Below are 19618 nucleotides of genomic sequence, written 5' to 3' on the forward strand. Positions count from 1 at the left end.
TATCAACTTACCTACATTAAAGTATGGTGATGTTGAGCTAATTCCTGTTATATGAAGGTGAAAACTTTACCGAAAACTACATTGCACATTTACGTGATGAAGTTTCAGCCCTTGAGGGCGAAACTAAAGGCACGGCTTTACTTGTTATACATAATTCGTTACTTGATACACTTAAAAATTCAACCGAAGACGTTGCGCAACAAGGTGCTGTTTGGCATCCACAACAAATAAAGCAGCTTTTACATGGGTTAATTGACCAAAAAAGGCGACCTTGCACAAATTTCAGAATGCTTACTTGATTTTAGCTTTGAAGAAATACTCGAAGATGAAGCCACCATGTTTGGCTTTGAAAAGCTTTATTATGCGATTGCCGACGGGGATTTACGTTTTGAAGAAACAGGTAGACTTCGAGATGAGCAGCTTATTAAGGGAACTTGGGATGATAAAGACGCGATTAGAGAACGCCTAGAGTTAAATAGTAAGTTAAGCGATAAGCTCGATTTTATTACCCATCATTTCCCTAATGAGCTAGAAGATAAACTCGCTGCGGAAGACTTAGGCGAAAAGTTCGTTAAAGAACATTTCCCAAAAGACGATGTTGAACGATATAAAACAACGCTAGATCTAGGCGAATGTTTAGCTGAGCAAGATAAAAACCGTACTGAGCTATTAGAGCTTGAGAGTATTAAAGCCCCGCATTTGGAGTATGTAACAAAAACCAAAACAGAGAGCGGTGCAGGTCTTAGAGAAAACCATATACTGTTATTTTTAGAAGCTGATCAACACGCCTTTGAGTTAGATTTAAGCTTTATCAAACAAAAACTAAAAGACAGTTATTGTTCGGTGCAGCATGATAACTACGAGCAAAAAGCAGTAGTCACAATTAAAAATTTAGGCGGTGTGCGTAGCCGTGCAATTGTAACAGGCAGCTTTAACGGGCAAGCAAGATATATTGCAGTACAAGTTAAAACTGATAAACCCAAAGAAACCCACAAGTTTAAAATTTTAGTACTGCGAAAAAATGACTTTTTCGAAGAAGGTTTCAAACATAACTTTTTAGTTGAACCTGATAAGAAAAAGCAGTACATCACTTTACAAACAGACGATAACTCCCTGCAAATAGCTGAAGAGGGTAATGCTGCTACCGTACAAAGAAACGAAGAGTGTTTGAATAACCAAGAGTTTGCCACGGTTGATTTTAAAAAACTTGCCAGTGAGTCAGACGAAGTATGTTTTACGGTAGAGGGTAAAGAAACAAAACTGACCTTTAATGTTGAAGGCGAAGTATCAACGGACTCTTTATCATTACCACTGCTGCTGGATCAAGGCCGCTTCAACCATATATTTGAAGATGATTACTACGGGCAATTTAATCGCAGCAAAAATAAAGTTCAAATAGATGGTAAAGAAATAGCGCCCAAAGCAAAGCGTTTAACCTTACTGCAATATGAAGCACAGCTTGTTGATAAGTCAACTTTAAGTAAGCAGACTAATGGGCAAACACTACTGCATGACATAGAAGGCGTATATAACGAGTTATTTTTAGCGTATCGCGATTTATTTGATTACTTACATAAAACTAAAACGCTTATTAGCCTGGCTGGTTGGGGAGCTGAATTACGACAAATCATCACTAAAATTGTAGCGGCTTACCAACAAGAGATTAATCAAATACCTTTTAATGCGCCATTAAGTAAGGCTCAAAAAACCTTGGTGAATATTGGTTTTGCTGAATTTTCTGAGCAGGAATATATTACACCTTTACACCCACTTGTTTTAGCTTATAACGCCAATCTAGCAAGTGTGTTAGCGGAAGATAAGAAGAACATTGGCAGTTTTAAAAAACTACCGCCAGTCACAATTAACCGCTTAACTGTGCAAGGTTTAATGCCGTTTGTGTATGACGCGAAAAATGATTTCTCATACAACCATTCTGAGAAAGAAAATGTTTTTTGGTCAAAGCTTATTCCGCAACAAGAAAGCAGTTATGACTTTGTACGTAGTTTAGTAAAAGACAAGGTAAACAAGTTCACAGCAGCCTTTAAACACCTGTTTGTAGCTGGTAATAAAACTACCTTGATTATTAACTCAGTTAACAATCAACAAAATAAAGAAGTGTTCTTAGGGTTAATTGACTACATCAAATTGAAAAAGGACAAAGTCACAAACATACATGTGAATTTGTACGACGAAGCCGAAAGCTACTGTTGGTTTGATAAATTTGCAGACACAGCAAGTTATGACGAGCTAAAAGACCTGTGCGAACTCAATAAAGGATCAGCTAAAACACAAGCTGATAGCATTATTGATTTGCTACGTACACGTTTAACCTATAGCAAGTTTACGCACGACAAAGGTGAAAAAGCACAAGCCTATGCGCATATGAGCTTTTTCAAAAATAATGAGCGTGTGCAAGCAACTGATGTTGACGTGTTAAAGCAAAAAACGGGTGTTGCGTGTCATGGTTTGATGCCAGGCGAAGCAGCAACCAACAAAAATGGCCGTTACTACACCGCATTTGGTTTACATGGTATTGATACTAGCGAAGCGCCGCAGCTTGAACTTGTTGCTAAATACAGTGGGCTAGTTAAACCTGCGCGCAGCCAACACGAAGAATACAACCCATCACGTTCACAAGCGCTTGTGGTGACCGAAGAGTTTAAAACGCTACTTGAGCGCTCTTACGAAAACTCTATTTGGACAACCATTATTGACCCGAAAGTCACCTTAGAGTTTTTTGAAAACCAAAAAGAACATGGTGCTTATTCATTACTCAGACAATTACACAAACTCAGTGAATTACGACGCGATCACCGTAACTAAGCAAACTGGTTTGTATAACAAGGTACTTGAAAGTGATGATGGCGGTATTATTGAAGAGTTCAATGCCTTTAATGGCGAATGGTTACTTAACCTAGTTACAGCCAATGACAACGAGCGTAAAGAAAAACGCGGCATTATTTGTGCCTACAAATATGTAAATTGTTTACTCGCTAAAAGTGATATTACTTGGGTGCCTCTTTCAATTGCAGAAGTAATTCGTGTGGCAGGCAACCTTGGCTTAAATATGGCTGATAGTGACTTGTCACGTTTGGCGCAGGGCTTTAAAAAAGGCGTGATCTCTGACGACATCTTGTTTGTTGGCTTTAAAGACCAACAAATTATTCTATTACCTGTAGAGGTAAAAACAGGTAAACGCCAAACCCACAGTAAAGGTGTTAAACAAGCACAAGAATTAAAAAGCTACTTTGAATCTTTACTTGGTCAACAAACATTAGCAGGGCACTTATACCGTGGCTTATTTATGCGCCAAGTGCTGATGCAAATTGATAAATACAAATTGTATAACGTGTATGAAAATGATTACTTTGATGTGATTGAAGACAACAGCGCATATTGGTTACAAGGTGATTATCAACTTGCAGAGTTAACCGATTACCCAGCTGGGTTATTGTTTGTAAATGTAGAAGATTCTTATTTCGCCCAAGCTAAGTTTACTCTTGAAAGTAATATCTTAAAAATTGAAGTGCCTGCAGCTTGTTTAAGCCACTGGGTCAAAACACCTATGCAAACATTATTTGCTGAACTCACACCAGCAAAACTCCACCATATAGATGAGCGGTACATTCTTAATGAAAAAACTACAGTTAATTTATTAAGCGAGATACATAAAGTGGCTGATTCTGCCACAAAACAACAGGTTGAAAAACAGGCTACTGTTGACTTGAAGGAGCCAAATACCAGTCAAAATGGAGAAACTGAAAATAAAAGTAGCAGTGAAGAACTACAAAGCAATGAACACTTAAAAGTATTAGTAGGTCATGTATTATCCCAAAACACACCTGTATACTGGGAGCCCACAAACACCGCTAAGTTTATGAATACTAACTCGGGTATTATCGGCACGATGGGTACTGGTAAAACCCAGTGTACAAAATCGGTAGTAACTCAGCTTTATCGTAACCAGCATAATAATGTAGATGGTAAACCAATTGGTATTTTGATTTTCGATTACAAATCTGACTATGTTGATGATAAGTTTTTAAATGCTACTAACGGCAAATCATTTAACTTAGATTGCTTACCATACAACCCTTTGAGCTTGTTTGGGAATAAGCCAAAGCTGCCAGTGCATACAGCTAGTGCTTTTGCTACAACAATGACAAAGGCTTTTGGGTTAGGACCTAAACAGCAAACAAAGCTTAAAAATCTGATTTTAGAAGCTTACCAAAATGTTGGAATTGATCGTTCTGATAAAACTACGTGGAATATACCCGCACCGACTTTAAGTGATCTTTGGGACCTTTATCTTGAGCAAGAAAAGGTCGAACAAGACTCGCTATATGCCGCATTAGATAGTTTAGTTTCTTTTGAAGTATTTGAACCTTGTGCTAATAAAGTTAAAAGTTTGTACGACTTAGTTGATGGCGTAACGGTTATTGAGCTGGCTGGTTACGATACAAGCATCCAAAATCTTGTTGTTGCACTCACACTAGACTTGTTTTATTCGCAAATGCAAAAACAAGGTAAGCCAGAAGTTCTGGGGGATTTTAGGCAAGTGACCAAATTAGTGCTAGTTGATGAAGCCGATAATTTTATGTCACAAAACTTTGCCAGCCTTCGCAAAATATTAAAAGAAGGCCGTGAATATGGTGTAGGTGTCATTCTATCAACACAAGATATTACCCACTTTAAAACCGGTGAAAACGATTATTCATCTATATCTTAAGCTGGATAGTTCACCGAGTAGCACAGATTAAAAACCAAGATATTAAGAGTATTTTTAATGTGGATGATAAGCAAGAACAAGAAAGACTCATGAAGTATATTCGCGAACTTGAGAAACACACCAGTCTGTATATTGATGGTAAAAAAAGTATTAGAAATATCAAAGATAAGGCTTTTTGGGAACTAGTTTAGTTCTAATCAAACGAGGAAAAAATAATGAACGTTGGAGTTGAATTAGAGGATATTAGAGTTTCCCTCGATCAGCTAATGCTCGATCCGAATAATTATAGGTTAGCCTATAAAGGTATTGAGCCTGTAACTTCTGATGATCAAGTTGAGAGTCTTCAGAATGAGTTAGAAAAAAAGCTTTCCAAAGAACAACTAAATGACTTAATGGAATCTATATTAGTTAATGGTTTTCTAGATGTTGATAGAATAGTTGTTAGGAAATTGAAAGGTTCTGAAAATAAGTATGTTGTTATTGAAGGCAACAGAAGAACAGCGGCTTTAAAAGTCTTTATAGAGATCACATTGATGGTTTACATAGTCTTATCAGACTCATTACTTGATAAAATGTCATCTTTAAGCGTCGTATTAATTGATGCGATTAGTTCTGAAAAAATAGATGAACAGTTTAAAACTCTGATGGGAATAAGACACGTTTCTGGTCCTAAGCAGTGGACGGGCGTACAGCGCGCGAAGTTAGTAGATGATTTGTTTAAACTAGGAAAGCCAGCTAACGAAGTTGGTAAACTATTAGGTATATCTGGAATCGAAGCCAATAGGAGAAGGAATGGTTACCTTGCATACCTTCAAATGGCAAGTGACTCAAAATATGGTGAATATATACAGCCAAAGCATTATGCGTTGTTGCTAGAATTTGTATCTAATAAATATGCTAGGGAGTGGTTCGGTTGGAAAGATGGCAAACAATTCGCATCGAAATCAAAAAGAAGAATCTTGTACCGGCATATTGTTAAATTAAATGATGCGACAAGTGCTGAAATCAATAACCCTACAGAGGCTCGCAGTTTTTGTAAAACTATTGTTAATGAGTCTGTAAGCAGTCAAATAGAAAAAGGGGTATTGCTCAGTGATATCACTAACGAACAAGCTGAGGAGAGGATTAGAGCTACTACGAGTATTGATAATTCATCAAACTTAAATATTACTAAGATCACAGAGTTTATTAGGTTTCTTAACCGATTAGACAGTGTAGATTTGGCAGATGAAGAAGCTGAAGAGTTAACTAAAGTAGTTACTGCAATAAAAGATTTATTGGAGGAGCTTTAGGTGAAAGATTGGTATGGAGCGGCCTTAGAAGAGTTGAAGCGTGAAATAAATACTAGCCCCACAAAGCGAGTAAGTGGATCTGACTTCATTCGTTCATATACAAATGACAACGACCTTATTGGAGAGGAAGATAACGACGATATTGAAACGTGGCTGAATTTAGAAATCGATAACTTCGAGGGGTGGTTAAAGAACAACCATTCAGCTGTGATCGTAATTGGCAAGAATTACTATTGGAGCATTGTAAGCCCTTCTCACGTTAAAAAACAAAATGTTCCAGTTAAGACTACATCTTATGATTTTTCTGTTGCAAACCAGCTATTAGATAAAGAATTGAACGATTTAAATACTTCTGATGCAAATATGTTATATGAAGCTGCTTTAGAAGCAAATAAGCGCAAATTAGATAAAGCATTTGAATATGCAATTAAGAACTTTAATTATAGAGACCATACCAGGCAACCAAATACAGATAAGTTAAGAGCTTTAGATGCTGTGCTGAGTGCATGTAAACTTAATAGTGAACAGCATCGAGCAGACACTTACAAATACCATTGTAAGAAGGCTGAGATATTTACATCACAATATTCACACGATGTTGCGGCAGAAGAATATAAAGCAGCAATTCAGTTTTTAGAGAATGAATTCAATAGAAAGTGTTTGATTAAACAATTATGGAATAAGACTTACCGGTTGTTTAGTAGCAGTCAATCTAACGGAGAGGAAGAACACAGGATTGCAAATGTAGAAGAAATTTTAAAAAGTGTGTACCGTAAATGTAGGGTTCAATACCAAGAAGCGGGTATGAGTGATGAAGCTTCCGAAATATATGTTCAAGAAAGTAAACACGTGCAAAAAGGGCTTAGTTTAAGCTTTAAGCGCATTTGGATGTTTATTTTGTGGGCATTGGCTAGATATGGAGAATCTCCTAGGCGTGTTTTTGGTTGGGGTATTATAGTTATATTTGGCTTTGCACTGATTTACATGAAAACTGGCGTTAATGCTCCATCAGGGTTAGCTGAGTTCATATGTAATGGAGATGTAACTTTACATTGCACAGAACAAGAAGGAAAACCGGCAGCTACTCCAGGTTATTGGACTCATTTGTATTATAGTGTCGTTACTTTTACAACACTCGGGTATGGTGACTTTTCACCTGTAGCTGGTGAAAGTAGGTTTCTTTCTGCACTTCAAGCCCTTTTGGGTCTGGTTTTAACAAGCTTGTTTTTAGGTACGTTGATAAAGAAGTATTCGCGATGAATCTCATAGCTCAAATTAAAAAGTTCGCCAAGCTTGGTCTTCTTGTTTTAATTTGAGCAGGCTAACAGTGCATATTATTGACTTAAGTAGACCACACCTCTACTCAAATGCAACTTAACAAAATCACCAAAGTGCACACCTTCTAGTTGTGCACTTTGTTTTTGATAAGCTTCTCTTAACACCGCTAAATAAAGATCACCGTATTCGCCAGCAAATACCTTCCACGTCATTTCAACATTGCTGTCGCTAGGGACTTCTTCAAATGGCGGCACTGACTCTTCAGCTAGAGACATGCAGAGTGCCCAGCGGCACAGTACATTCCAATTTTCAATCCCTGTTTTGCTTTTTAAGCGAATAAGCTGTTGCTTTTGTTTTTCAGAAAGTTTGATGGTGTCGATTGTGTGTAACATTAAAAATACCCTTCTGAAATGGTCGAGGTGGTGGCTTGTTCGTTGTAGCGAATGTGGTATTCGCGGCTAATTGCGGGTTTAAGCTTGCTGTAGTAATCGCTCATGATTTCTTCATCTGTCGAAAGCAGTAAAACTTGATTTGCTGCAAACGGGAAGTAACCTTCAATTAAGCGGGTACGGTGTTTACCGTCTAGCCGCCCAAGCGGGGTGTCGATAACAGTTGGTAGCTCTTTACCCGACGCTTCTGAAAGCCCCCATAAAATAGCAATCGCAAGTAGCTGGCGTTCACCTGCTGAAAGTCTGCTAGGAGAGAGCTCTTCACCGGTTTGTGCTAGTAGTGTAAGTGAAAAGCTTGTAGAGCAAATATGCACGCCACTGATTAGCTGCTCTTTACGGGTAAGGGCAATAAATTTTTCAGTAATTTTATCTTGCAGTAGTTCGATATTTTCTTTTATTAAGCTTTTAGCAAAACCTTGCATGGTCTCTTTTAACTTACCAATATGGTCAACCACTTGTAGCGAACGTTTTTGCTCAAAAGTGTCTTTACTTTGTTGTGTAAGCAGGTTGGTGTAACGCTGGTTTAGCACTGCGTGTTTTGCTTGTGCTTGTTCAAGCTCAGCTGATTTGGCTTTAATTAGCGTTTGTGCGTTTTTAAATTCAGCTTCAAACTGTGCCAATTCACTCAGTACATGTTTTACCGTTTCGTAATCTGGAATTGATTCTTCTTTTTTTTCAAACAGGGCCTTTTTCTCAAGTAGTATTTCGCGCTCTTTAATAAGCGCTTCACGCTCTTGTTGGTCAAGCTCAAGCTTTGCTTCAAGCCCATTAAATAAGTTACTTGGTAAACCGACATAGCTTTCAACATTAGCAAGAGCTTGGCGCTCTGTTGCCATGCTTGCCATAGAGTTTTCAAGCGCAGTGCGCGCTGCTTCTGGCAGTGTTTGCCCTTCAAGCGATTTGAGTAGCGTCGCCTCGTAGCTTTCAATGGCTTTATTAAGCGCGCTGGCTTCGCTTGCTTGCTCTTCAAGTACAGCTTGTTTGTGTGTTTGCTTAAGTAGCGGTTTAATTAAGCCAAGCGGCCCTATGCCGGCATCTAGCTTAACGCGTTGTTGTAGGCTGTCTTTTAACTTCTGAGCAATAGCACCCAATTCAAAACGAATTTGGTCACGTTCTTCAATGAGGTGTGCGCCTGAGTCTCGGACTTTTTGCCTTGCTTTGTTGATATCAACATTTATTTTGCCTTGCTGGTTTTTCAGCTTAGCAATTTCAACGCTTAGCGCTTCAATAATATCGTTGTTTGCTTCAATATCGGCTTCGCAGGTTTCAACCTTTTCAATTACGCTTGTATCTAGGTTTTCTGCTTTGCGTTTGCGCTCAATATTATTTAAATCTAGGTGTAATTGGCTGAGTAAATCTAACCCTAGTAGGTTTTCAATGCCTGTTTTTATTAGTTCATTACTGCGCTCTGGGTGCGCGAGGTTTTCTATTTTTTCACCGTCGAAAAAGAATAAGTCGGACAATGACATAGGTATAAACTCGTTTACAAATTCATCCCAGTGCTCGCCGATGTATTGGTCGTGTTCACCATTACAGCTTACTGTGACTTTGTCTTTTGAGTTTTCAACTTGCTTTGCTATCTTCCACTCGCGGCGTACAGTAAATGTTTGTGCTTCTGTGTCTGTGGTGTGGCTAAATGTCAGCTCTAATGATACTTGTTCAGTTTTAGAGACGTAACGGTTAAGTGTACTGGCTAGGTATGTACCATAGGCGAGATTACCTCGGTTAGAGCATTTTGCATGCTTACCATAAAGTACTAGCTGTAATGCATCTAAAAACGTGGTTTTACCGCCACCATTTAGCCCGCCAAAAAGAATTACAGGCTTGTCGTTTGAAACGGTTAAATCAACCGAGTGTGTGCCTTTGTAAATACCAAAGTTATGTAAGGTAAGAGACTGCAATAACATTATTTTACCTCCACAACTTCAATTTCTGGTAGGGAGCTATAACCTTGTTCTTTAATACACTTAGTGATCATGTGGATCTTGTCTTTAATCTCTTCTTGTTCTTTTGCTGTGAGGCTTTGATCGTTTGTGAGCTTAATGTGTAAACGATGACGTTCGCGCTCTAGGGCAAATTCTTTTGCTTCAAACATGCTGTTGAACGCACCTTTGTCTAACACATCATTGAGCTCATCGCCTAGTTTTGCTCGGCGAAGTTGGTTGCGGTATTTATTTGCAACGCTCAAGGTGGCGCGAATTTGCTGGTAAAGTAAGCCTTCTTTATCGCCATGTTGCTCACAATAAGTTTGTAATTTACTTAAGGTGTCATTGTTTAAAATAGGGTGGTGCGCGCGGCGTTTACCTGGATATGGCTTTTTAATTACTTGCTCATATATTTTTGGCAAGTTGTCTTCAATTTCGTGTTTATCTTCAAGCCAAATTTTTCGAATCGCTTCTAACTCTTCAATTGGGAGTAGCTCTAAGTTTTTGACTTCAGGCGGTCCCATGTGCTGCACAGCTACTTGTGCTTCAAGCACTTTTTTCAGCATGTGTTCACGGAATGTTTGAATATAAGGGCCGTGTACTACGTCTGCACCATGTTTAGATACGTGCACGGTAAGCGTACCATTCATGCGGCGGAAGTCCCGGTTGTTGCGATCTCGGCGCAGCTTTTCGAGCTTTTTCTCTCGCACTGCATCATTTATCTCAAGTTCATTACGAAGTGAAACAAGCGGGTACATCCACTCTTTTTCTTCATCGTTTGAGATCATGGCGTTCATTGATTTGTCTTCAGTTACCATAGTACACACGTAACAACCAAACCGGCTATCGCCACAACTCTGCGTTGACTTGTCTACTACCAGCGGGCATTCGCCACCTTCTGTTGCGCCTTGGTACATGCCCATTAAATCGTGATTAGGGAAGTTCCATGGATTTTTAATGCTGTTTAAGTAAACCCAAACATCATCATTACTCCATGTTGAAATAGGCGTATATACCCAAACTCGCTCTAGTGAACCATTCTCGGTTAGACCAAGCGCTTTACGGGTGTTGGTGGTTGAGCTCTCAAATTTCTCCATTACAGCAGCACGGGCAGTGCTTTCTGCTTTACGTGTACCGAGTATTAAAATAGCTTCACCATTTTTATTCGCAAGGTTTTGAATAAAGGTATTTGATGGCGATATTTTTAAACGATCAGTACACCAACGAAACTTCATACGCGGGGCAGGGTAACCTTTACCAATTAAGTTAACCCAAAAGCGATCTTTAATTTCTGGTGTTAGGCGATGTGGCACGATAGGTAGTTGTTGCTCATCGGCTGACTCTTTCATTCTGTCGAGTGATTTTTCAACCCATAAAGCAACAATTGGGTTTTCAACCAACGTATCGGTACTAATTACATGTACTTTTTTGTTTGCTTTGCCTTCTTTTTTGAGCTCTTGCAGGGCATACCAAACCAACTGCAAAATGGCTGTTGAGTCTTTACCGCCACTGTAACCTAATACCCATGGAATACTATCGCTCATGTAGAGCACTTTAATATGATCGATACTTTGCTCAATGGCTTCTTTTAGCCCGCCAGCAAAAGCAGAATGTGACTGTACTACACTATCAGTCATTATTTGCCCCTTGGAATGCTTGTTCAGCACTTTGTTCTTTATTCGTAAGTGTTACGTTTAAAAATTCTTTAATTTTAATACAAGTAAGTTCAGCAGCTTTGCGGTTATTGGTCATAGCATTGTTGTTTACGCAGCGTCCGCGCCAAGCATTATTGCTACGCGACCAATTAATATCACTCAAGCCTTTGAGGGTTTTTTGCCATTGCGGATCGTGTTTAAGTAAATATGCACCAAGCATTCCTAAAGCATGAAGTGTAACAGCGTGTGCGTGAATTGATTCGTCACGTAAATCACCACCAGATGCTTTGTCTTCACATACCAGCTGCCATGCAGGCATATTGTTTAGCACTTCGTGCCAAAATTCAGTTGCTGTAGGTATGAGTGACTCATAGTTTTTCTGATTTATGGTTCCGAGTAGGTACTTGGTGGCTTTATTAATTGCGCTGTGACTAACTAGCTTTTTAGAACGTACACCTAGATTACTTTTTTCCATATGAACAAGCTTTGTGAACTGTTCACTTCTAAACACGACAGTTTTTGAAAGTATGGCGTCAGGCTTATCATCGTAAGTGATACTTAGTGAGGAGTCTGTTTTAACCGGGTAAAGATTTAAGTCTTTAAAAATGCGTTGGCGCTCTTCGAGTGTTTTATTACTAAAGAACACCACTGAAATAGATTCATCAGCAAGCGATGGATCTGCCTTTATGGCCTCTAAAATTGCGGCGTTACGGTGTTGCCCGTCTGTGATAAATAGCTCAGCGTCTTCATCTATTAAAAGAGTACCAATTTTTTGTTCGTGTTTACTTTCACCAATTGGTACAAACTCACTTGCACCGCTAATACATGCGGTAAGCGCAGAAAAGACGTAATTATCTCTGTTATCTAAAATATAGTTAGCTATATCAGGTATGCGTTCTTCGTTAATGATACGCTGTGCTCGTTGATCTACAGGTAATTTGCTTTCATCAAAGGTAAATATCTTATTTAACCTTTTTAGTGGGCACATAACGATGTAATATTCTGTTTTTGCTTGGGTTCCCCTGATTGCAGGAAAGGAAGTACCCGATACGATTTGGCTCATTGCTACTTTTTGTGTTATGCCTTTGTTGCGTAGTTCGTAGTTTATTGCTTTTGTTCGTACGAACAGGTTGGCGCAAATTCTACAGTATAGTGATTAAATTGTCTGTGAATATTTATAATTTTTTTGGAGAGAAAATGACTGCCTATCTAGATATGAACGCAACTTCACCAGTCTCGAAAGAAGTTGCTGATTTAGTGTACAGATTGATGGTTGAAGAGTATGGCAATGCTGGTAGCCGGACTCATGAATTTGGCGCACTAGCTAAGAAACACGTAGAAACGGCAAGAAAGCAGGTTGCTGAAGTTGTTGCTGCTGATAAATCAGAAGTCATTTTTACTAGTGGTGCTACAGAGAGTAATAATATTGCAATTTTAGGTATAAAAGACTTTGCGGAGCAAGAAAATAAAAAACATATTATTACCACACGAATAGAGCATAAAGCTGTTTTGGAGCCAATTGAGCATCTAGAAAATAATGGCTTTGAAGTAAGTTACTTAGATGTAGGCGAAAGTGGTTTGGTTGACCCTAAACAGCTTAACGCATTGTTAAGAGACGATACTGTGCTTGTCTCAATTATGCATGTAAATAATGAAACAGGTTGCATTCAGCCAATGAACGATATTTGTGAGGCGCTTAAGTTTAATGATGCGTACTTGCATGTAGATGCGGCGCAAAGCTTTGGTAAGCTGAGTGAGTGTTTAAAAAATGACCGTGTCGATTTAATAAGCGCTAGCGGTCATAAAGTTTATGCCCCTAAAGGTATTGGTGCACTAATTATGCGTAAGCGCGGTTTTATAAAACCACCATTAAAACCAATTCAATTTGGTGGCGGTCAAGAGAAAGGCCTTCGACCCGGTACTTTACCTGTACCTTTGATTGCAGGGTTTGGTTTAGCTTGTGAATTGGCGATTAAAAATGCTGATAAATGGCAAACTTATGCGAGTTTACTAAAGCAATCGCTCATGGTTGAATTAGATAAAGTTGGTGCACACTATAACGGCGAGAATACTTCTCCTTATGTTTTAAACTTTTCTGTTTCAGGCGTGAATTCAGAGTCGTTAATGGTTAGCTTAAAAGGGATTGCGGCAGTTTCAAATGGATCTGCATGCACATCTTCAAGTTATACTCCTTCACATGTATTAACAGCTATGGGGCTTGATGAAGATAGGATCACAGGTGCAGTGCGTATATCATGGGGATATATGACAGAATCCTTACCAATTAATGAAATAGTAGAAAAAATTAAGCAGATACAGATATGAGTAAAGTAACAATTGCAGAAGCCGCAGTAAAAGCTTTATCACTGATTGGTGAACCTGCAACTTACAAGGTCGTTTACAGTAAAATTATGGAACACTCATTGTATAAATTTGGAGCAAAAGACCCGCTTTCTGTGCTACGTGTTCAAATGGAGCGACATAGTGATAGCACTTCTTGGAACAATGAGTCACAAATTAAACTGTTCACTAAAAATGAAGTTGGTGAATTTTCATTATTGAGCGCTTCTTCAGCTGATAATAAAGAAGAGCAAGTTAAGATGACCAACAGTTTGGAGCTGGTACACCAATTAGCTAACAAATTAAAGCAAGATACGATACAACGTATAGTTGATCATCTTTATTCACTTGAACCTGAAGAGTTTGAATTTTTCTGTAGGCGCTTTTTAGAACGTTATGGTTTTGAAAGTATGGAAGTTACTCAACGTGGTCGCGATGGTGGTATTGACGTCTATGGTCAATTAGAAGTAGGTATTTCAATGCTCCATGTAGCAGCTCAATGTAAGCGCTACAAAAAAACAAACAAAGTTTCTCGACCTGATATTGATATGTTTAGAGGTGCAATACAAGGCGAGTTTCAACAAGGCATATTTATAACTACAAGCAGCTTTACTAAAGAAGCACAAGATAGCGCCTTTAAACGTGGTTGTGTACCAATAGTTTTAATTGATGGTGAAACGCTTGCAGAGATTATGATTGAACGTGGTATTGGAGTATCTACTAGCCACATTCCAATCTATGATTTCGAGCTAGATTTGGTGTAAAAATAGTTATTATGAAAGGGAATGAGTTTTGAATTTATATAACAAAATTAATATGTCAGATCTATCAGTACTCACTGATAAAAAGTTTCAAAGTGTTGAGTTTGCGGATATAGATTTCACTTTATTACAGGGAATGATGAGAGCTGAATTTAATGATTGTAGATTTACAAACTGCAATTTTGAACGAAAAAAACTTAAAGACCTAAAAGTTACTGATTCACATTTCGTAAGTTGTTCATTTCTCAGGACTGATTTACTGGGGAGTTGTTTTGAAAAAGTTATATTTAGAAACTGTCAATTCGAAAGGTCGAACTGGAATAGGACTGAGGTCCTGAATTCTGAATTTATTAACTGTACATATAATTATGATTCAGGCTTTCATTATGCCATTTTTACTAATGTGTTAGGTTTTCCTGAGAGATACTTAAAGAGAACAGGGAAAATGGACCTTGGTCAAATTTTTTAGTTTTTTATAAACTTGTCTCCCTTAAGTTTCACCTCCCAATACTCAAACACCTTTTGTAGAATATCCCAATTGGGCCATTCTGCTTTTGGTACGCCCTTGAGCATATCAGAGAGTCGCTTATCAAATCGTTGCTGTGCTTTGTATTCGTTTATATCCGGCTCAATAAAGTCCAGTTTGTTGTAAAGCGGTTGTAGCGGGTATTCGTTACCGTAGTAAAAGTAGTCTATGCCTTGCTCGGCGAGTTTTACTTTTATACGCTCGGTGAGTAGCGGGAGTTTTTTGCTGTAATCATCATATTTTAATAGCGTTACTTTGCCTGAGCGCATATGTATTTTTATTAGGTCAATGTCGTCGATGTCTCCATAAAGTTGTGCGGCACAGCCAATATACACTCGTAAGATTGCTGGTAATTTGTTTAGGTAGTGTTTGGGTAGTGTATAACTTTGGCTATGGTTAAACTCACCAATGTTGAGTTGTTCAAAAACTTGAGAGCATGCATTGGCTATGTTGGCTGGCGATGAAATTGAAAAGAGTAGTACTTTTGCTTGCTCAAGGGCTTGGTTTAAGCTCTCAAAATGCATTTTTATGTCACGTTGTAGCCTATTGGGTAAATGGCTTTTTGTTTGGCGCTTGCCAAATAGGCTTAGGGCAAAGTATACCAAAAGGTCTTGCTGTCGTTTGTGTTGAGCAGCTTCAAATTCAGCATATTCAAATTGGCTTTGTACTAGTTCAAACGCTTTGTTATGGCTGCCGATCACCGCTCTTATTTGCTCGCTTTGTTCAAACTCGTCGTTAGCAGGTATACGGCCATAATGTAGGCAATGCTGCCAAAAGGATTCAAACAGTTCAGTGTGCTTTTCAAATACGCTTTGCTTGATTCGTTCGGGTAGCTTTTTAGCAATAGGGCGTTTTGTAATATGTTGCCATTCGTGGTTATTAAATTGCAGCTCAATGTGATGTTGCTCTAGCAAAGCTGGGCATTTAAACACGGCGATGACCCCTTGGCCAAATGGTATGGTGTTTACATTGAGGGTGTGTTCAATAAACTCTCTGATTTGTGCTTGACTGTAGTACTTTTGAAAGGTGTTACGTTTGGTGATCACACCGTCTTTATAAGGTTTAAATTGCTCGAATATACTTGAGTTAATAAGCATTACAGAAACGACAAGTAACTTATCGCATAATGAATAGGCTTGTTTAAGCGTTTGCTCTCGTTCGTCATAATCTTCAATGACATTAAGCACAAAGCCAAGATTTACAATGTCGCTCTGCACTTTTTTGCCATCGGGTTTGTGTACTGGGTCCCATGCGTTTATGTTTAGCCCGTGGCTAATGCATTCATTGTAATCATCTGAAAAACCGCATCCATAGTCGTGAATTGAGTAATCACCATTTAAATATCCATACTTTGCAAGCTTTTGAAAGGGGGCTGAGAGCCTGTCGCGATTTATCGCGGTTAGGTGCCGCTGAATTTGAGCTGTTTGTTGTGGCTCAGTGATTGCTGCAGGTTTAGTTATTTCGACTTGTTCGAGTCGACCATATTGATTTAGTTTGTAGCCTTTACGTTGTATCAATCGAGTCCATTGTTGTTTAAAACCGATTGTTTTGGTGTTTTGATATAGGCCGATTTGCTCGCCTTCTAATGTGATGGCTTTAAACTCCGTAAAGTGTGGGTAATTAGGTAGCACAAACGCTTCTTTACGATGCAATATTGGTGGGTTATCTGATTGGGTGTAATCGGTTATTTTGGCTGTGTGTTCTGTTAAATCAATGGTGATACTTTTGTTGAGTGCTGGGTAAGCGTAGGTATCAAAATCTGGGTAGTTGAGTAGAGTGAGCTTAAAGTCTCTTTTTAGTAGTTTGACGATGTTCCATGTATTACCTTCCGCAAACACATTTGATGCATTGTTTATGAGTGCATTCAATTCAGGCGTGAGGGCTTGTTGTAAAGCAGAGCGGTGAATGTAGATTGCATTAGGTAAGTGTTTGCCTAGCTTTAAGCTTTTTATTGCTTTTTTGTATTCAGGAAAGGATAGACTCATCGACTTGCTCAAAATAATAGAAATACGCTCGACCTCGTTTTTCGAAGACTAGTTCGCCATGTTCGCGTTTATGCATGAGCTCACAACCACTGACTTTTAAGTGTTTTTGAGCTTGTTTGGTGGTAAGCCAATGGCCTTTGTTTTGGTTTTTGTCCATGAAAAACGTTTTTTGATTATGTTTAAGGTTAACTTACGCCAATTTATGTATTTATGCGAGTGGTATAGGCAAAAGCAGCCAATCGTCGTTGCGGGCTTGCCCCGCAATCCATGTTTGAGGGGGGGTCCTGAAGCGAGATATGGACTCCACCACACCTCACATACAGTGTAATGTGGTGTCGACCAAAACAAAGGAGTCCATATATGAATAATCGTAACGTGATTGCGCTCGATCTTGCAAAAAATATTATCCAAGTCGCAAAAGTCTCTAAACATGGCGAAATTATTTTTAATAAAGCACAGTCTCCATCTAAAGTTCGCCAGATACTCGCTAACTCTCCTCCTAGCATTGTGGCAATGGAGGGATGTGGCAGTTTTCATTATTAGGGGCGGGTTGCTCAATCCTATGGTCATGAAGTGAGAGGGATGCCTCCGAAACATGTTAAGCCTTATATAAGCAAACAAAAAACAGATGCCAATGATGCTATCGGGATTGCGATTGCTGCTATACAACCAAATATGCCCTTTTCTCCAGTAAAAAACATAGAACAGCAAATTCTCCAAACGCTCACTGTGAGTCGTAAGTTTCTGGATAAACAACTTACACAACTCAGTAATCATATTAGGGCCTTATTTTATGAATATGGCATCACTATTCCTCGCTCCAAAAAAGCATTGAAAGAGGTTTTAACAGAGCGCAATAATTTACCAGAGGTATTATTGCCATTACTCAGTGTCTTAAAAGCTCAATACCAGCAAATAGAGCAATCTCTGAATAAAGTCACTAAAAACCTAGAACTGCTTGTTTCTCAAAATGAACAATGCCAACGTGTTATTGCGCTTGAAGGTGTGGGAGTTTTAGGCGCAGCGGGGCTAATTGCCAGCTTGAGTCAAACGAAGCACTTTAAAAATGGGCGATGTGCTTCAGTATATTTAGGCGTTACCCCAAAACAATTTAGCAGTGGAGGAAAAACCGTGATGCTGGGAATTGATAAAGGCGCTGGAGATAAACAGCTAAAATCCTGTTTATTTTTGGGGGCATTGTCATACATTTCTAATCTGCCGGAGAAACCCAAGACATTGAAGCAGCAATGGCTCTTAAGGTTAGTTGCTCGTTCAGGAGTGAAGCGAGCTTGTATTGCGCTGGTGAATAAAAATATCAGAACGGCTTGGGCAATGTTAAAACAAGGTACGAATTACCAGCCAGTTATGATTTAAAAAACATTTTAAAAAGAGTTCGACAACAATGTAATTAAAACGGTAAGACCAACCTTCTGAAAACCTGTCTGAACTGGAAGTGATAATACACTAACGAAGCGTTTAGGACAGAAGGTGCGAATAAATCAAAGGTTAGAGAGTAGCGCTCTCAAAAGAAACCGCATATACGCAAGCATCTTTAATTTTAAAAAACATGTTGTCAAACAAGTGGAGTCCATATACGAGTTCAGGGTGACGGGATTGGATTTGGTGCTGTTGGTTTTAATGAGTAGAAAGGCAAATCCAGTCGGTTATATTTTGTGATATAGGTCTTGCCACTTAGGGTTAAACGATTCTATCAATTGGATTTTCCATGCTCTTTTCCAGTTTTTAAGTTGCTTTTCGCGTGCGATGGCTGTGGTGATTGAATCGTGGCATTCAAAATAAACCAAATGATGCACATTGTATTGGCTCGTAAAGCTTTTGGTTAAATTATTTTTATGCTGATATACCCGCGCTTTTAAATCTTTTGTCACGCCAATATAAATGGTTCCATATGGTTTCGATGCAAGTATGTATACACTTGGTTGCATATTTCACTCCTTGAAAATGATGAGCATACTCGTTTGTGTGTATAAATTTCTTTCTATTTGAATCAAAAGTGGGCGTGAAAACGAGTTCAGGGTGACGGGGTTTGGGTTAGTGTTATTGGTTTTAGTGAGTTGCTGCATGTTTAGTTGTGTTTAGAAAGTTTAAACAAGCAGCGTTTTACTTACCTTCGTCGTTGCGGGCTTGCCCCGCAATTTATGTTTGATTACTTACCATATGCGCACGCTTAGATTTAAGGCTATAGTTATAAAAACATCGAAAATTTATATTTTTAATGACATAACATATGTTTAGGTAGGCGCTAACAAAAATATCGTGCGAGCATGCTATGAATTTAATCCTGCGTTTTGGTCTTTCTATTTTTATTGTGATAACTGCTTTTATTGTCTCGGCAACTGTGGCGGGTATCTTCGCGGAAGTGGTCGGTATTTGGAAAAAGCCAACAATTGGGTCAGTGGCGGCAGTTTGTGTGGTGCTGAGTGGTTATGCATCGGCGCCTAAGTTTCAATTGGTCTGTGCTGCGCTATGGTTACTTGTTGGTGCTATTGCAGCATGGGTGTTGTCTAATGCATTTATGTATGCCGAGGATGTGGGGGCTCAGACTCCACTAATAATTACGTATATCAGTGGTGTGTTTAGCTTAGCTGTGTGTCTAGTTTGGCATAAACGAAAGGCGCTGCGTGTTTCAAAAGGATGAGCCACGCAGCGAGAAGTGT

At 38.9% G+C, this 19618-nt stretch carries 15 protein-coding genes and 1 pseudogene; 9 read left to right on the plus strand and 7 right to left on the minus strand.

Features of this window, described 5'->3' with window-relative positions; genetic code table 11:
• Window positions 1-252 precede the first annotated feature (252 nt).
• From dptH to JF50_RS26365, 4 genes are all read left to right on the plus strand, one after another.
• A complete protein-coding gene (gene dptH, locus JF50_RS27935; protein WP_419177519.1) occupies window positions 253-2823 on the plus strand; it encodes a DNA phosphorothioation-dependent restriction protein DptH in 2571 nt (856 codons plus the stop codon).
• Entirely contained in the window at window positions 2738-4729 is a 1992-nt protein-coding gene (locus tag JF50_RS27940; protein WP_419177520.1) for a helicase HerA domain-containing protein, read from the plus strand. The genes dptH and JF50_RS27940 overlap by 86 nt, the downstream gene beginning before the upstream one ends.
• Before the next feature lie 215 nt (window positions 4730-4944).
• On the plus strand, window positions 4945-6021 hold the full coding sequence (locus JF50_RS19390) for a ParB/RepB/Spo0J family partition protein (protein ID WP_052262513.1): 1077 nt from the start codon (window positions 4945-4947) through the stop codon (window positions 6019-6021).
• A complete protein-coding gene (locus JF50_RS26365; protein WP_052262332.1) occupies window positions 6022-7281 on the plus strand; it encodes a potassium channel family protein in 1260 nt (419 codons plus the stop codon).
• A gap of 74 nt (window positions 7282-7355) precedes the next feature.
• Here JF50_RS26365 and dndE read toward each other — a convergent pair whose 3' ends face one another.
• From dndE to dndB, 4 genes are read right to left on the minus strand one after another with little or no spacing between them, the layout of a single operon-like run.
• Window positions 7356-7691, minus strand: a complete 336-nt coding sequence (gene dndE / locus JF50_RS19400) for a DNA sulfur modification protein DndE (RefSeq protein WP_039610242.1) — start codon at window positions 7689-7691, stop codon at window positions 7356-7358.
• Window positions 7691-9655, minus strand: coding sequence for a DNA sulfur modification protein DndD (gene dndD, locus JF50_RS19405; RefSeq protein ID WP_039610243.1), 1965 nt, complete (start codon window positions 9653-9655; stop codon window positions 7691-7693). The genes dndE and dndD overlap by 1 nt, the downstream gene beginning before the upstream one ends.
• Window positions 9655-11310: a DNA phosphorothioation system sulfurtransferase DndC gene (gene dndC, locus JF50_RS19410; RefSeq protein ID WP_039610244.1), complete on the minus strand. Its 1656-nt coding sequence runs from the start codon at window positions 11308-11310 to the stop codon at window positions 9655-9657. Before dndC ends, dndD begins: the two co-directional genes overlap by 1 nt.
• Window positions 11303-12391, minus strand: coding sequence for a DNA sulfur modification protein DndB (gene dndB / locus JF50_RS19415; protein ID WP_039610245.1), 1089 nt, complete (start codon window positions 12389-12391; stop codon window positions 11303-11305). The genes dndC and dndB overlap by 8 nt, the downstream gene beginning before the upstream one ends.
• Before the next feature lie 134 nt (window positions 12392-12525).
• Here dndB and dndA point away from each other — a divergent pair, with 134 nt between their 5' ends.
• Both dndA and JF50_RS19425 read left to right on the plus strand, forming a co-directional pair.
• The gene (gene dndA / locus JF50_RS19420) at window positions 12526-13653 is read left to right on the plus strand and encodes a cysteine desulfurase DndA (RefSeq protein ID WP_039610246.1); all 1128 of its coding nucleotides are present in this window, start codon (window positions 12526-12528) and stop codon (window positions 13651-13653) included.
• Window positions 13650-14432: a restriction endonuclease gene (locus JF50_RS19425; protein WP_039610247.1), complete on the plus strand. Its 783-nt coding sequence runs from the start codon at window positions 13650-13652 to the stop codon at window positions 14430-14432. Before dndA ends, JF50_RS19425 begins: the two co-directional genes overlap by 4 nt.
• Window positions 14433-14894: 462 nt before the next feature.
• On the opposite strand, the gene JF50_RS19435 is transcribed toward JF50_RS19425, so the two are convergent.
• Both JF50_RS19435 and JF50_RS27250 read right to left on the minus strand, forming a co-directional pair.
• A complete protein-coding gene (locus JF50_RS19435) occupies window positions 14895-16940 on the minus strand; it encodes a DNA phosphorothioation-associated putative methyltransferase (protein WP_039610931.1) in 2046 nt (681 codons plus the stop codon).
• Window positions 16921-17097: a helix-turn-helix domain-containing protein gene (locus JF50_RS27250; RefSeq protein WP_160290488.1), complete on the minus strand. Its 177-nt coding sequence runs from the start codon at window positions 17095-17097 to the stop codon at window positions 16921-16923. Before JF50_RS27250 ends, JF50_RS19435 begins: the two co-directional genes overlap by 20 nt.
• 203 nt (window positions 17098-17300) lie before the next feature.
• On the opposite strand from JF50_RS27250, the gene JF50_RS27700 reads away from it, so the two are divergent.
• Together JF50_RS27700 and JF50_RS19440 are read left to right on the plus strand one after the other, a co-directional pair.
• Window positions 17301-17483, plus strand: coding sequence for a hypothetical protein (locus JF50_RS27700; protein WP_235423476.1), 183 nt, complete (start codon window positions 17301-17303; stop codon window positions 17481-17483).
• 18 nt (window positions 17484-17501) lie between these two features.
• Window positions 17502-18314, plus strand: a pseudogene (locus JF50_RS19440) (IS110 family transposase); the annotation flags it as partial.
• A 290-nt stretch (window positions 18315-18604) separates the two neighbouring features.
• On the opposite strand, the gene JF50_RS19450 reads toward JF50_RS19440, so the two are convergent.
• The gene (locus JF50_RS19450; RefSeq protein WP_039610248.1) at window positions 18605-18886 is read right to left on the minus strand and encodes a GIY-YIG nuclease family protein; all 282 of its coding nucleotides are present in this window, start codon (window positions 18884-18886) and stop codon (window positions 18605-18607) included.
• 344 nt (window positions 18887-19230) lie between these two features.
• Between JF50_RS19450 and JF50_RS19455 the strand changes: the two genes are divergently transcribed.
• On the plus strand, window positions 19231-19599 hold the full coding sequence (locus JF50_RS19455) for a hypothetical protein (RefSeq protein ID WP_039610249.1): 369 nt from the start codon (window positions 19231-19233) through the stop codon (window positions 19597-19599).
• The last annotated feature ends 19 nt before the right edge of the window (window positions 19600-19618 follow it).

It is taken from the genome of Pseudoalteromonas luteoviolacea (assembly GCF_000814765.1).
Taxonomy (GTDB): Bacteria; Pseudomonadota; Gammaproteobacteria; order Enterobacterales; family Alteromonadaceae; genus Pseudoalteromonas; species Pseudoalteromonas luteoviolacea_H.